The 13858-nt window shown below is 65.1% G+C and carries 13 protein-coding genes; 7 read left to right on the top strand and 6 right to left on the bottom strand.

Going from position 1 to position 13858, the window contains the following annotated elements; all coding sequences use genetic code 11:
• Position 1: 1 nt before the first annotated feature.
• A complete protein-coding gene (locus B4383_RS21385; protein WP_078293204.1) occupies positions 2 to 1393 on the bottom strand; it encodes an amidase in 1392 nt (463 codons plus the stop codon).
• Complete coding sequence (locus B4383_RS21390; protein ID WP_286144089.1) at positions 1386 to 2348, bottom strand: D-2-hydroxyacid dehydrogenase; 963 nt, start codon at positions 2346 to 2348, stop codon at positions 1386 to 1388. The genes B4383_RS21385 and B4383_RS21390 overlap by 8 nt, the downstream gene beginning before the upstream one ends.
• Positions 2349 to 2448: 100 nt before the next feature.
• Here B4383_RS21390 and B4383_RS21395 point away from each other — a divergent pair, with 100 nt between their 5' ends.
• The 4 genes from B4383_RS21395 to B4383_RS21410 are packed head-to-tail and all read left to right on the top strand — an operon-like array spanning position 2449 to position 5408.
• A complete protein-coding gene (locus B4383_RS21395) occupies positions 2449 to 3210 on the top strand; it encodes an Asp/Glu/hydantoin racemase (protein WP_078293205.1) in 762 nt (253 codons plus the stop codon).
• Positions 3203 to 3934: a maleate cis-trans isomerase gene (locus B4383_RS21400; RefSeq protein WP_078293206.1), complete on the top strand. Its 732-nt coding sequence runs from the start codon at positions 3203 to 3205 to the stop codon at positions 3932 to 3934. The genes B4383_RS21395 and B4383_RS21400 overlap by 8 nt, the downstream gene beginning before the upstream one ends.
• Positions 3931 to 4623 carry a GntR family transcriptional regulator gene (locus B4383_RS21405; RefSeq protein ID WP_078293207.1) on the top strand — a complete coding sequence of 231 codons (693 nt, stop codon included), beginning with the start codon at positions 3931 to 3933 and terminating at the stop codon, positions 4621 to 4623. The genes B4383_RS21400 and B4383_RS21405 overlap by 4 nt, the downstream gene beginning before the upstream one ends.
• Positions 4624 to 4652: 29 nt before the next feature.
• Complete coding sequence (locus B4383_RS21410) at positions 4653 to 5408, top strand: isocitrate lyase/phosphoenolpyruvate mutase family protein (RefSeq protein WP_078293208.1); 756 nt, start codon at positions 4653 to 4655, stop codon at positions 5406 to 5408.
• Here B4383_RS21410 and B4383_RS21415 read toward each other — a convergent pair.
• Positions 5405 to 6343: a hydrogen peroxide-inducible genes activator gene (locus B4383_RS21415; protein WP_078293209.1), complete on the bottom strand. Its 939-nt coding sequence runs from the start codon at positions 6341 to 6343 to the stop codon at positions 5405 to 5407. The genes B4383_RS21410 and B4383_RS21415 overlap by 4 nt on opposite strands.
• 96 nt (positions 6344 to 6439) lie before the next feature.
• Between B4383_RS21415 and B4383_RS21420 the strand changes: the two genes are divergently transcribed.
• Both B4383_RS21420 and B4383_RS21425 read left to right on the top strand, forming a co-directional pair.
• Positions 6440 to 7027, top strand: a complete 588-nt coding sequence (locus B4383_RS21420; RefSeq protein ID WP_030097266.1) for a peroxiredoxin — start codon at positions 6440 to 6442, stop codon at positions 7025 to 7027.
• A gap of 1 nt (position 7028) precedes the next feature.
• On the top strand, positions 7029 to 7556 hold the full coding sequence (locus B4383_RS21425; RefSeq protein ID WP_046255068.1) for an alkyl hydroperoxide reductase: 528 nt from the start codon (positions 7029 to 7031) through the stop codon (positions 7554 to 7556).
• A 59-nt stretch (positions 7557 to 7615) separates the two neighbouring features.
• Here the strand turns inward: B4383_RS21425 and B4383_RS21430 are convergent, their stop codons facing one another.
• From B4383_RS21430 to B4383_RS21440, 3 genes are all read right to left on the bottom strand, one after another.
• Positions 7616 to 8344, bottom strand: coding sequence for an isochorismatase family protein (locus B4383_RS21430; protein ID WP_078293210.1), 729 nt, complete (start codon positions 8342 to 8344; stop codon positions 7616 to 7618).
• A 63-nt stretch (positions 8345 to 8407) separates the two neighbouring features.
• On the bottom strand, positions 8408 to 11593 hold the full coding sequence (locus tag B4383_RS21435) for a cytochrome P450 (protein ID WP_078293211.1): 3186 nt from the start codon (positions 11591 to 11593) through the stop codon (positions 8408 to 8410).
• 182 nt (positions 11594 to 11775) lie between these two features.
• Positions 11776 to 12522: a cutinase family protein gene (locus B4383_RS21440; RefSeq protein WP_078293212.1), complete on the bottom strand. Its 747-nt coding sequence runs from the start codon at positions 12520 to 12522 to the stop codon at positions 11776 to 11778.
• A 350-nt stretch (positions 12523 to 12872) separates the two neighbouring features.
• On the opposite strand from B4383_RS21440, the gene B4383_RS21445 reads away from it, so the two are divergent.
• Positions 12873 to 13841 carry an acyl-ACP desaturase gene (locus B4383_RS21445; RefSeq protein WP_078293213.1) on the top strand — a complete coding sequence of 323 codons (969 nt, stop codon included), beginning with the start codon at positions 12873 to 12875 and terminating at the stop codon, positions 13839 to 13841.
• The last annotated feature ends 17 nt before the right edge of the window (positions 13842 to 13858 follow it).

Genomic DNA, 13858 nt, shown 5'->3' on the forward strand with positions numbered 1-13858 from the left:
CCTAGCCCGCGAGCACCCGCTCGGCGAAATGGCCCACCGCCAGCACTAGGTCGTCGCTGTGGCGCGGGCCGATGATCTGCATGCCCACCGGCAGCCCCTGTGCGGTTTTGCCCACCGGAATTGAGAGCGCCGGCTGCTGAGTCATGTTGAACGGGTATGTGAATGGCGTCCACTGGGCCCACCATCGCATCCCGGAGTCCGGGGGAACGTCAGCGCCCAGCGGGAAGGCGGGGATCGGCACGGTCGGGGTGATGAGGACGTTGTGCACCTCGTGGAAACCGCCCATGGCGATACCCAGTTGCACGCAGGTGTTGCGCGCCGCCAGATATTCGGTGGCAGAGGCCCCGGCACCGGTATCCCACATCTGCGCCAGCCCCGGATCGATGCCGTCGCGTACCTCGGTGCGGACCCCGTAGGTGTTCAGGCTGGCGGCTGCTCCTGCGGCCCATAATGTTTCGAAGGCATCGACAGGATCGGTGAATCCCGGATCGGCGTGGGTCACGGGCAGCCCGGCCTCGTCGAGGGCGTTCACCGCATTCTCCACCAGGGCGGCCACCTCGGGATCGACGTCGACATATCCCAGCGTGGGCGAGTACGCGATGTCCAGACCGGTCATATCCCGGTACACCTGTGAGCGGTAAGTGGTAAGCGTGGGCGACAGCGAGGTGGGGTCGCGGTGGTCCGGCAGACTGATGATGTCCATCAGCAGCGCGGCGTCCTCGACCGTTCGGGTGATCGGACCGCCATGTGCCAGTGGGCCAAAGGGGCTGATCGGATACATCGGTACCCGGCCATGAGTGGGTTTGAATCCGACGACCCCGCAGAAGCTGGCGGGTATCCGGATGCTGCCTCCGCCGTCGGTGCCAATCGACATCGGAGCCATGCCCGCGGCCACCGCGGCGGCGCTGCCGCCCGAGGACCCGCCGGCCGTGCGGCGCGGGTCGGCCGGGTTGTGGGTGATTCCCCGCTGTCGGCTGTCGGTGACCCCCTTCCAGGCGAGCTCGGGCGTGGTGGTCTTACCGACCATGACCATGCCATCGGCCCGGATGCGCTGGACGGCAGGGCAGTCCACCTCCCAGGGGCCGGCGGTGTCCACCAGTCCGGAGCCGCGCAGAGTGGGCCAGTTTCGGGTCAGGAAGACATCCTTGATCGAGATCGGCACACCGTCGAGCAGCCCGCGGGTGTAGTGGCCGCGCCAGCGTTCTTCGGATTTGGTGGCGGCCGCCAGTGCCGCTTCCTCGTCGACGAGACAGTACGCATTGATGGCACTGTCGGTTTGGGCTATCCGAGACAGCACCGCCGCCGTCGCCTCCACCGGCGAAAGCTCGCCCGAGGTGTAGGCGGCCACCAGCTCCAGCGCCGTCATCTCGGTGGGGTCGGTCGGTTCACGCATTGCCGTGCATCCTGTCCTTGTCGACGATGTTCAGAAGTTCCTCGTCCCGGAGGTAGCGCTCGACATTGGCGATGAATTGGTCCTGTAACCGATCGGACCAGCCGTGGACGTCACCGCTGTTGTGCGGAGTGATATGCGTATTCGGTGCGCGCCACAACGGATGTCCAATGGGCAGCGGCTCGGGATCGGTGACGTCCAGCGCGGCACCGGCGATGGATCCCTGATGCAGTGCGGACACCAGATCCCAGGTTCCCACCAGTTCACCACGACCCACATTGATCAGACGGGCGGTGGGGCGCATGGCAGACAGGACATGCGCGTTGACGAGGCCCGTCGTCTGTACCGTCAACGGCGCCGCGAGCACCAGATACTCGACATCGCCGACGTGCGAGGCCAATTCGGTGGACTCGGCCCGACCGATCACGGTGACCCGCATGCCGACGGCGCTCAACAGTGTGGCGATGGCCTGCCCTATCGGCCCGGTGCCGAGCACCGCGACGGCGACGCCCTCAATGGGCTCTGATTCGAAGTGCCGCCAGCTCAGCGCCGCTTGTGCGTGGGTGGATCGGCGAATGTCCTTGGCGAAGGCCAGGATCTGCGCAAGCACGTATTCAGCGATGGGGCGTTCGAAGATCCCGCGTGAATTCGTGAGCACGACGTCGCTCGTGACAAGCTCGCCGAAGAGCACAGGATCGACGCCCGTAGACGCGATCTGTACCCAGCGTAGCGAGTCTGCGGCATACCAGTTTTCGCGCAGTGCAGGGGAACGGAAGTCGTAGACGAAGAGGATCTCGGCTCCGGGCAGTGCCGTGGCGAGTTGGCCCGATTTCACCAGTCGTAGTTCGGCGATCTCAGCGATAGGACCGAGACGGTCCGGAACCGCGGCGGCGTGCTGCACCACTATTACTGGTCTTCGCGCAAGCGGCTCATCCGCGACAATCCGGCGGGCACTCACGTTGACACCGTAAGGAGATATCGTATGATTGTCAACAATCTGAGCGATGATCAGCTCTGGCTCAGGCGCGAAGCGATGCTGCGAGTGTTAGGCCCTGCCGGTGGATCTTTCGTCACTTCCCGACTTCGCGGAGTCGGCCGATCAGCGAGGTATCGGCATCATCGCCCCCTTTGATCTCGCGCTGGAGCGTGAGCTCTGGCGGTGGATTCCTGCTGAGGTGTCTCTACATCTCGCCCGCACGCCATACGAGCCGGTGCCGGTGAGCCGGGCCATGGCGGAGCTGGTGTCCAACACCGGTCACCTGCAGGCGGCCACCCGCGACGTGTTGCATGTAGAGCCGGAAGTCGTTGCATACCTGTGTACTTCGGGAAGCTTCATCCGTGGCGTCGAGCATGAGCGGGAACTGGTTGAGGCCATCATGGCGGCCGGCGCCAAGTCGGCCGTCACCACCTCGGGGGCGTTGGCCGAGGCGGTGACCGCGCTGAACATCAACCGGATCAGCGTCATCACCCCGTACGACGCCGAGCTGACCGAACTACTCGCGAAGTTCTTGGGGGAGTTGGGCGTCACGGTGGTGCGCACCGACCATTTGGGCCTGGGCGGGGGCATCTGGAAGGTCAACTACCGCACCGTCGCCGAGCGGATCCTGGCCGCCGATACCGACGATGCCGAGGCGATCTTCGTCAGTTGTACCAATCTGCGCACCTACGACGTGATCGACCCGTTGGAGCGCCTGCTCGGTAAGCCGGTGCTGACGGCCAACCAACTGACCATCTGGGCCTGTCTTGACCGGATGAGTCTTCCCATGATGGGGCCCGGCAGGTGGCTCCGCGGCGTGTTCGGAGGAGGTTCGAGTGAGTAATACGCGTCCAACGGTGGGGTTCATCTACCCAGACCACGCGGCCGAATCGGACTACCCGCTGGTGGCGCGTCAGCTGGATATGAACTTCCCCGTCGTGCATATCTACGGCACCGACCTGCACGCGGTTCCCGAGCTGCTGGATCTGGGCAGCCCGGACAAACTTGCGGAGGGCGTGCGGCTGCTGCGCCCGCACGAGCCGGGTGCTGTTGTATGGGCGTGCACCTCGGGCAGCTTCGTGTATGGCCCGCAGGGTGCCGCCGAGCAGGTGGCGGGCCTGTCGGAGCGCAGCGGCACCCCGGCATCCAGCACATCCTTCGCCTTCGTCAATGCGGCCGCTGCACTGGGAATTTCGAAGGTGGCGGTGGCGGCGAGCTATCCGCGCGATATCGCCGAGCTGTTTGTCACGTTCCTGGCTGCCCACGATGTTGAGGTAGTGGCGATGGGGGATGCGGGCATCGATACCGCCGCGGAGGTGGGCCGTCTCACGGCGGACCAGGTCGACGAGCTGGCGGCTGTCAATGACCACCCGGACGCCCAAGCACTGTTGATCCCCGATACCGCCATGCACACCATCGCACACGTCGAGCGGCTCGAATCGCGGCTGGACAAGGCGGTATTGACGGCGAACCAGGTGACGGTGTGGGAAGGTTTGCGATTAATCGACGAGGTGCCCGAGGCTGGCACAGCTCCGGGTTTGGGGCGGCTTTTCAGGAGACGACAATGACCACGCTGGTACCTGAGGAGTTCGCTCCGCTGGAGCGGCAATCGACCGCCGAGCTGATCGCGGAGCGGCTGCGGATCGCGATCATGCGCGGGGTCCTGCCACCGGGTGCTCAGTTGGGGGAGGCTTCGCTGGCGGCACAGTTCGCGGTGTCCCGCGGACCGCTGCGCGAAGCCATGCAGCGCTTGGTGTCGGAGGGCCTGCTGCGCAGCGAGCGTAATCGCGGCATCTTCGTCATCGAGCTGACCGATGAAGATGTCCTCGACGTCTACCGGTCGCGGGCCGCCATCGAGCGAGCGGCCTTGGAGTGCATCATGTCCGGCGATACTGTCACCGCCTACCGGCGGCTGCTCGTGCCGGTGGCGGTGATGACGGAGGCCGCCACTCGCGGCGATATCGTCGCCGTGACCGATGCCGATCAGGACTTCCACGAGGTGCTGGTCGACTGCTCGGGAAGTCCGCGATTGCGCCGGGCGATGCGTACGCTGCTGCTGGAGACGCGGATGCTGCTGGGCGAGTTGCAGGGCACCTACCCGGACCTGCGGGAGCAGGTTCGGGAACACGAGGTGCTCTGCGCGGCGATCGGGGCCGGTGACGCGCCCGCTGCCTATCGACTCATTGAGGAGCACATGCACGACGCGGTCGCGCGTCTCATGGCACGCCGTGGTTCCGCGGGCGCATCGGCGGAGTAAATCCGCACCGGGCAGGGTTGGATGTAGGCATGACCAACGACCTCGCTGCCAAGGCCACCCTGCTGAAGTCACTGCACGTGCCGGGCGACCCGGTATTTCTGCCGACGGTGTGGGATGCGTGGTCCGCGCGGCTCGCGGCGGATGCCGGTTTTGCCGCGCTGACAGTGGGTTCGCATCCGCTTGCCGATTCGGTGGGCAAGCCCGATGCGGAGGGGATGTCCTACGAGGACGTGCTGGACCGGGTCTCGCAGATCACCGCCGCAGTCGACCTGCCGGTGTCGGTGGACATCGAGTCAGGCTATGCGCAGACACCCCAGCGACTCATCGAGGGACTGATCGAAGCGGGCGCGGCCGGTCTGAACATCGAGGACTCGGTGCATAGCGAGGGCGGGCGGATCCGTGAGCCGCAGGAACACGCCGATCTTGTTGGTGCACTTCGTGTTGCGGCCGACGCGGCGGGTGTGCCGGTGGTGATCAATGCACGTACCGACATCCTCTTGCGGCAGATCGGGGACGAGTCGGATCGGGTCGAGCGGGCTATCGCGCGTCTCGCCCTGGCCGCCGAGGCGGGTGCCGACTCGCTGTATCCGGTGGGCCGTCACGCTCCTGAGGTGCAGCGGCGCTTGACATCCGAGCTTCCGCTTCCGGTGAACGCGATCGCGGTGCCCGATGTGGATGACCCGGCCTCGTTCGGGCCCCTCGGTGTGGGGCGGATCAGTTTCGGTCCCTTCCTGCAGCGGGCACTGTCGACACGGGCCGAGGAGATCCTCGCGCGCTGGCGTTAGGCGGCCTCCGCAGCGACCGGGTGTACCGCCGCGACGAGACGGGTCAACAGCTCGGCCAGCTGTCGGTAGGCATCCTCGCGGCCACTGATCGCGCGGTACACCAGGCCGATCCGCCGTCCCGGGACGGGTGCCGCGAAGGTGGCGGTGGCCAATCCGCCGCTGGCGGTCTCGACGGTGACGGCGGTGCCCGGGATGAGCGTGACCCCAAGACCGCCCTCGACGCACTGCACCGCGGTGGCCAGTGAGGCCGCGCGGGTGTGGCCGAGGTCGGGCCGTACCCCGGCGAGTTGGCATACCTCCAGGGCTTGATCGCGCAGGCAATGTCCCTCATCCAGCAACAGCAGCGGCATCTCGGCAAGCACCGCAGGATCGACCGCATGGCTACCGGCGAGCGGATGTCCTGCCGGTAGGGCCAACACGAAGTCCTCCCGGTACATGGGAATCTCCGCCATCCCGGGAGTTTGCGCGGGCAGTGCCATGACCGCGACGTCCAGTGACCCGTCGGCCAGGGATCGCAAGAGCCGCACGGTCTGGTCCTCGGTGACCCGCAGGGACATCTCCGGGAACTCGCGGGACAGGCCGCTGAGCACCATCGGCAGCACATAAGGAGCCACCGTGGGGATCAGGCCGAGCCGCAGCGTCTGCGCGAAGGGGTCGCGCACGCCGCTTGCGGCAGCGGTAAATTCGTCCACCGCGTCCAACGCCGCGGTGGCCCTTTCCAGCAATGTCTCGCCCTCGGGGGTGAGTAACACCTTGCGGGTGTTGCGTTCGACGAGCCGCACGCCCAGCCCCTCTTCGAGCATCGACAGGGCCTGCGAGAGGGAGGGCTGACTCACGCCGAGCTCGGCCGCAGCGTTGCCGAAGTGGCGTTTACGGGCGATAGCCACAAATGCGCGCAGGCCGACCACTGTCGGCTGATAACTACGATCGGACATACCTATTAATATAGTGCCAACAATCACGTTTTGTTTTTGAAAGATTTCCGGCACGATGGTGCCAGTAAGCATTCAGCGAATACGTGAAGGAGAATCGTGACTCTGCGGACCATCGGCGATGAATTCCCGGCCTACAACCTGACTGCGGTCATCGGCGGCGATCTGTCGAAGGTGAACGCCCAGCAGCCGGACGACTACTTCACCACCGTCACCAGCGAGGACCACCCCGGCAAGTGGCGTGTGATCTTCTTCTGGCCGAAGGACTTCACCTTCGTGTGTCCCACCGAGATCGCCGCCTTCGGCCGTCTGAACGACGAGTTCGCCGATCGCGACACCCAGGTGCTGGGCGCGTCGGTGGATAACGAGTTCGTGCACTTCCAGTGGCGGGCACAGCACGAGGACCTCAAGACCCTGCCGTTCCCGATCCTCAGCGACCTCAAGCGCGAGCTGGCCGAGGCGTCGGGCGTGCTGAACTCGGATGGTGTCGCCGACCGCGCGACCTTCATCGTCGACCCCGACAACATCATCCAGTTCGTCTCCGTCACAGCGGGTTCGGTGGGCCGTAACGTCGACGAGGTGCTCCGTGTGCTCGACGCACTGCAGTCCGATGAGCTGTGCGCCTGCAACTGGCGCAAGGGCGACCCGACGATCGACGCGGGCGAGCTGATGAGCGCGGGCGTCTGACATGGGTGTTGACAACCTGAAAGAGGCGCTGCCCGAGTACGCCAAGGATCTCAAGCTCAACCTGGGCACGGTCGCCCGTGGCACCGTACTCTCACCGGCTCAGCTCTGGGGCACTCTCGTCGCGACAGCGGCGGCCACCCGGAACGACCAGGTGTTCAAGGAGATTCGCGAAGAGGCCGCGACCGTCCTGTCGCCCGAGGCACTCGACGCCGCGCTCGGCGCCGCCTCGATCATGGCGATGACCAACGTGTTCTACCGCGGACGGGGCTTCCTCGACGGTGCCTATGACGATCTGCGCCCGGGTCTGCGGATGAACATCATCGGTAACCCCGGCGTCGACAAGGCGGAGTTCGAGCTGTGGTCCTTCGCGGTGTCGACCATCAACGGCTGTCATTTCTGCGTCGGCTCACATGAGAAGGTGCTGCGTGAGGCCGGACTGACCCGCGAGCAGATACTCGAAGCGCTCAAGATCGCGGCGATCGTCTCGGGCGTCGCCCAGGCGCTGGCCACGGTGCCCGCGCTGGTCTAAGCACAAGACATAAGGCCGCCCGCATGTGCTGCGGGCGGCCTTTGTCGTGCCGTCAACTGTTACGAATTATCCAGTGCCGCTAGCGCTGACCGGGTGTTCAGTATTCGCGCGGTGCGCTCCGCACACCAGGCAAGCGCCTGGTTGTGCCCTGTGGAGGCGTAGTCCGCGACGGCATCGGAGACGATGAATGTCTGGATGTCGTTCTGGACCGCATCGGTGGATGTCGCGGTGATCCCCGAGAAGGCGTAGACGCCGACGATGATCAGCTGATCCCGATTGGCATTGCGCAGAATCTCTAACAGTTCCGAGCGGAAGAACTCGCTGTACTTCCATTTCGTCAGAACGGTATCCGTCGCCACCGGCCCGACGGGATCGACGATCGCCCGCTCGGCGTCATCGTCTGGCATGCCGGGTCCGTAGAGCTGGCTGAAGAGTCCACGCTGTTCCGGTGTCATGCCCCCCGGCTGCGCAGAGTAGAGCACTGGCACACCGTGGGCATGTGCGGTGTCGAGCAGGCTCTTGATGTTCTTCAGCACGGTCGCGATGGGATCAGCTTGCGGCGTATAGGCCTTCACGAAGTAGTGCTGCATGTCGTGGACCAGCAGGACGGCGCGGCTCGTTTCCAGATTCCAGGGTGCGCTTTTCGCAGGTATGTCAATGGTGCTGAACGGGTAGGTAATCGAGCCGGTGGGGCGAACGTCGGCCGTGGCGCTCCCGGCGGCGGTTAGGCCCAGGGCTGCGGCCGGCAGGGCCACCGAGCCGGAACGAAGGAAGGTGCGTCTACGCATCGGGCTACTCTCCCACTTGACCGCGGGCAACGGAATGGAGGGCGGGCTTGGCCGTGGTAAGCCTCACTCCGTCCAGACATCCTCGACATAGCGATCGGCCTCGACGAGCTCGATAAGCCAGTCCCGGGCCTGGGACTCGTTGGCGCCGGTGTGTTCCCGGTAGATGTGCAAGAAGGCATCGCGAACGGCAGGGGCCATTTTGCCCCCATCGCCGCAGACATAGACGTGCGTCTGCTTGGTCGGGTCGCCCAGCAGATCCCAGATGTCGCGCGCGTCGGCGGCAATCCGGTCTTGCACGTACTTGACGCCGTTCTCGGCGGCGCGGGAGAACGCCGGGCGCATCTGGACCACACCTGATTGTTCGGCGGCCGCGAACTCGTCCCGGAAGAGGTAGTCCACTTCTGGGTGCCGGACGCCGAAGAAGCAGAGTGCCGGGGCAAAGGGCTCACCAGCGCGCTGAGCGGCTAGCCGGTCACCGACGAATCCCCGGAACGGTGCCACTCCGGTACCGGCGCTGACCAGGATGACATTCCGGGAGGGGTCGGCCCCGGCGCGGAATGCTTGCCGCGCCGGGTCGACGCGTGCCCGGATTTGTTGTCCCGGTGTGACGTTGGCGAGGTAGTTGGATGCCACTCCCTGAAAATCGCCGAATCCAGATCGGGCGGGGGCGTCGAGCACGCTGACCACCAACTCGACGATCCCCGGACTCTGCCGGGCCGAGGAGGCTATGGAGTAGTGTCGCGGCGTCATCGGCTCGAACAGTTCCAGCAGCTCGGCGCGGGACAGCGTGGTGGCGGGGAATTCCAGGAGACAGCCTGCGATACCGAGAGAGCGGGTCTCCGGATGCTCGGCGAGTGTCTCCAGCGCGGACCGTTCCGGTGGGCAGGGGTTGGCCGCCGCCAGCCGGAGCAGCTGGGTTTTGGTGGCCGTCTTGCGGAGTTCGAGGAAGTGGGTGAGTAGCTCGCGCACGCTTACTTCGCGGTCCAGGGCGATGGCCCGGCGGGTCTTGCGCCGGGTGTTGATCGAGATACGCCGGTCCAGGATGAGACCGAGCAGTTCTGCGGCCTTGTCCACGATCTCGGGCTGGTTATCGGCGAGGACCGTGAGATGGTCCCCGGTGCGGTAGTCGACACCGTCAGGCAATGCGACACGTACCAGCCGCTTGGCTTGTCCCAGTGTGTTGTTGGCGCTGACCAATTCCCGGTTTTCCAGGACGGTCATGGGCATCACCTCGAACCGGGTATCGATGGCCGCCGTCACCGGCCCGTCGATGGCACGCAGTTCGTAGAGGGGACCCTCGGCCGAGTCGGTGAGAGCATCGGTGCCCCTGACCCCGCCCAATGACGCCCAGAGGGCTTGCGAGAAGGCTTCGACACTGCCCGCGAAATCACCAGAAGTGTCTGCCTCACCACAGGGAAGAATCGACGTACCGCCGAGCACGGCGAGGTGCTCATCGATTTTCCGCGGCACCGCCTGGTATGTCTCAGCCCAGTTCCGGTCCCCGACACCTAATACCGCGTAGCGCAGCCCGCTGTCCGCGCGAGCATCTGCGCTATCGAGCCACGCGAGAAACTGCCGGGCGTCGTCAGTCGGTTGACCGTTGTAGGACGCGGCGACCACGACCATGGCGCCCTCGCTGGGCAGGGCTCGTATCGCTTCGTTCAGCGGGGCGACGGTCGTGCGGTAGCCAAGATCGGAGGCTTCCTCGGCCAGCTGATGCGCCAGTGCTCGACAGGTGCCGAGATTGGAGCCATGGAAGACGGCCAGCGCCGACCCCGGTGCGGCGGTGGCCGCCGGGTGTCGCGTCTCCTGCGGTGTGAGGGCGGTTGTCGCGGCCGGTTCATGCTGGCGGTCCTGGGAAGTACGCCGCGCCAAGCCAATCCGAAAGCCGACAGGTTTCCGGAGGAGATCGCTGTGGGTGCGCAGCTGGTAATGCTCCGAGTCGATAAAGCGGTATCGGTGTACCAGCGTTGCGAGAGCCATCGTCGCCTCGTGCAGCGCGAACTGTCGCCCGATGCAGGACCGGGCACCGGTGCCGAAGGGTTTGAACAGGTTCACCGGCCGTCCGGTCGACTGTTCTGGTGAGAACCGGTCCGGGTCGAAGATCTCCACGTTGTCACCCCATTGCGGCTGCCGGTGCAGCGCGGTGGTGAGGACGGTGACCACCTCGCCCTTCTGCACGGGGTAGCGCCCCGCGAGCAGGGTGTCTTCCGTGGCCATCCGGTCGAATTCGCGGACCGGGGGTGAGAGCCGCAACGTCTCGTCCACGATCTGGCGGATGTAGCGGAGCTTGCCGATCTCGTCGAACGTCGGGGTGTGTGCGTCTTCCGGCCCGAACAGCGCGTCAACTTCGGCCTGCGCCCGGTGGAGTACGGCAGGGTTTTTTACCAGGCTGTAGAGCGCGGTCGGCATCACGGTGGAGGTGGTGTCCTGCCCGGCGATCAAGAACGTCAGGACCTGAGAATGAACGCTACTCAGCTCCAGTGCCGGAGTCTCGGGGGTACCGGGCGCGAGCATGAGTCGGAGAAGGTTCTCATGCTCGTCGGCACCGTCGCCCTGCTGGGCGATGAGCTCATCGATGAAGGTATGCAGCTTGTCCTGCTCGGCTCTGAACAGATCCTGCTTGCCGCCTCCCGGAGCCAGCAGTTGTTGTAGCGCAACGGCGAAGCTAGCCGGAACCGCCGCAAGGCCGTCGCGCTGGTAGGAGTCGAACCTCGCCCCGAACCCGGCCAGCCCGACCGTGTCCATGGCGAGCTTGCCCAGATCTTCAGCCACGTCCACGAGGCGCTCGCCGGCGCTTTCGTCCCACCGGGCCAGGAGCTGACGGTTGATGTCGAGCATGGCGGGGTGGTAGTTGCGCAGGCCACTAAAGCTGAAGCCGGGCAGCAGAACATCGTGGGCTTTCTGCCAGTTCGGCTCACCCGGATAGGCGGTGAACAGTCCGTCGCCCGCCAGCGGGCGGAACCGGTCCAGCCGATCGGTAATGCCCTTGATGAACCGGGTCTCGTCGCATAGCTCCTCGACGAGGGCCAGTGAGCAGGCGTAGAGCCGACGCGAAACCCCGAAGTCCGCATAGAAGAGTGGCCCGAGCTCTTCGACAAGCAGATCGGCGGGCAGGGCATAGGGACGCCCGGGTAGCGGACCGGGTGGCAGCGGGTGTCCGTCGGCGCAGGGAATGCCTTTGATCTCCGGCGGACGTGCAGGGGACGTGTATTCGCCCGGCTCCACCACGCGAACATCGCCGCTCATATGCGCTTCCCCTTCACTCCCGTAGGTGTAGTCGGTCGTCTACACCTTGGCCACCCACGACTGTACACATGCGACTACAGCCCAGGTAATGCCGTGGTTGGGGTGGCCTGATTGTCCTGCGTCGGGGCGTGAGCGCACCTGGCAACGGGCGAAATGATTACCCCGATGCGGGGGGCGTTCGGTTACGCGCTGGGGGAGCAGGTTGTGGAGGAGTCGGATGATTCGCTGCTCACACAACGGTTTCCCAGTACGGCGACCAGTCGCTGGACCACCGTGTCCGCCGCGCCGTCAGTGAGCTTGTCCTTGGCGTAGGTGGTGTGCGAGATGATGTCTCCGCCCTGCGGATCGCAGAAGAAGTCTCCGGGGTTGCAGACGTCAATCACCTTGGGCAGCAGGTCTTCGCGGACCGTTAGGTTCGCCTCCACACCGGGCGGTCGGATGTTCTTGGGATCGCCGAACAGAACGATGGAGACGATGCGCTGCTCGAGTCCGGCGGGCAGGGGATTGGTCAGGGCGTAGGTCCCCGGCAGGATGTTCCCCAACAGCACATCCACGACCGCCGCGCCCTGCGCGTACCCGCCGACCACGAACTTCATCTTCGGGCAGTCGGCGGCCGTTTTCTGGATGTGCTTGCTCAGGTCGTCCGATCCCTTGCCGGCCTGGAGGAAGTCGATGCTCGCCGGGTAGTCCACGCCATAGGTGGAGATGCTCATCCCCTTGGCGCCTTGGAGTCGCTTCTTCACGGCGTCGGTGAACAGCTTGCCGACGTCGCCCAGGCCCGCAGGCTCATTGGTGCCGCGCGCGAAAGACAGGTCGATATCGGCGCAGCTCGACGCATGGGCCGTCTGCGGCGACTGCAGCCCGTACCCACCGAACAGCATCAGGAAGGCGGCCGCCGCGGCCGCTGCGCGACACATTGCAGTTCGCATTACTGCACCTTTCGTGACGGCCGCGGCTATCGCGACTGGTCGTTGAATCACCCAAGCTACCGACTGCACCGATACGCCGCGCTACCTGGATTTGGCGGTGGGCTGCGACACGGCCGAATTAGTGATGTTGCTCTCACCGGGTTAAGGTGCTGTGAAGCCGGTTCGAATATCGGGTCTGTAGCAAGCCGTTGCCCAGTTGTGGGGCCCAAACAGGCATGGTGGCCCGTCCGGTTGTGTGGTCGGGGCGGACGTTGCAGGCAATCAGTCGTGACTGACGAGCACATCAAGCATTGCTCAGATTAAGTTACCCTGTCCGTGAGCTCGGGGTTCCAAGCGAAAGACAAGGTGAAATGTCTAGAGAGCTGACCGACCTTGAGATGCTCAGCGATTTGGAACCGATTGCTGAAGCCAACCTCAACCGGCATTTGTCGGTCGCGACGGAGTGGCACCCGCATGACTACGTTCCCTGGGATCGGGGCCGCAATTTCGCGCAAATGGGCGGGGAAGACTGGGATCCGGAGCAGTCGGAGCTAAGCGAGGTCGCCAAGGCGGCGATGATCACCAACCTCCTCACCGAGGACAACCTGCCGTCCTATCACCGTCAGGCCGCCAAGTACTTCGGTCTTGACGGTGCCTGGGGCACCTGGGTGGGCCGCTGGACCGCCGAGGAGAACCGGCACGGCATCGTGATCCGCGACTACCTCGTCGTCACGCGCGGCGTGGACCCGGTGGCATTGGAACGCGCGCGCATGGAGCACATGACGGCAGGCTTCGACACCACCGATGAAGAGGAGTCGGTGCACAAGACCGACTTCCTGCTGTCGGTCGCGTACACCACATTGCAGGAACTGGCGACCCGCGTCAGCCACCGCAACACCGGCAAGGTGTGCGAAGACCCGGTCGCGGATCGAATGCTGCAGCGCGTCGCCGCCGACGAGAACCTGCACATGATCTTCTACCGCAACATGTGTAGTGCCGCGCTGGATCTTGTGCCCGATCAGGCCTTGGATGCCATTGCCGCGGTGATCGAGAACTTCCGGATGCCCGGGCAGGGCATGCCCAACTTCCGACGTAACGGCGTATTGATGGCCAAGCACGGCATCTACGACCCGCGTCAGCATCTCGAAGAGGTTGTGACGCCGAATCTCCGCAAGTGGCAGATCTTCGATCGCAATGATTTCAGCGCCAAGGGCGAACAACGACGCGAGCAGCTCGCCGCGTATGTAGAAGACCTTAAGTGCCAAGTGGTTAAGTTCGAAGAACAGCGCGACCGAATGCTGGCTCGTGAGGCGAAGAAGAGAGAGGCCCGCGCCGGATAGCGCGGGCCCCTCGTCTC

The organism is Mycobacterium sp. D16R24 (genome assembly GCF_002013385.1).
Lineage (GTDB): Bacteria > Actinomycetota > Actinomycetes > Mycobacteriales > Mycobacteriaceae > Mycobacterium.

Coding starts and splice junctions, on each gene's coding strand:
- B4383_RS21385 (WP_078293204.1), bottom strand. CDS start 1,393: ATGCGTGAACCGACCGACCCCACCGAGATGACGGCGCTGGAGCTGGTG.
- B4383_RS21405 (WP_078293207.1), top strand. CDS start 3,931: ATGACCACGCTGGTACCTGAGGAGTTCGCTCCGCTGGAGCGGCAATCG.
- B4383_RS21410 (WP_078293208.1), top strand. CDS start 4,653: ATGACCAACGACCTCGCTGCCAAGGCCACCCTGCTGAAGTCACTGCAC.
- B4383_RS21415 (WP_078293209.1), bottom strand. CDS start 6,343: ATGTCCGATCGTAGTTATCAGCCGACAGTGGTCGGCCTGCGCGCATTT.
- B4383_RS21425 (WP_046255068.1), top strand. CDS start 7,029: ATGGGTGTTGACAACCTGAAAGAGGCGCTGCCCGAGTACGCCAAGGAT.
- B4383_RS21430 (WP_078293210.1), bottom strand. CDS start 8,344: ATGCGTAGACGCACCTTCCTTCGTTCCGGCTCGGTGGCCCTGCCGGCC.
- B4383_RS21435 (WP_078293211.1), bottom strand. CDS start 11,593: ATGAGCGGCGATGTTCGCGTGGTGGAGCCGGGCGAATACACGTCCCCT.
- B4383_RS21440 (WP_078293212.1), bottom strand. CDS start 12,522: ATGCGAACTGCAATGTGTCGCGCAGCGGCCGCGGCGGCCGCCTTCCTG.
- B4383_RS21445 (WP_078293213.1), top strand. CDS start 12,873: ATGTCTAGAGAGCTGACCGACCTTGAGATGCTCAGCGATTTGGAACCG.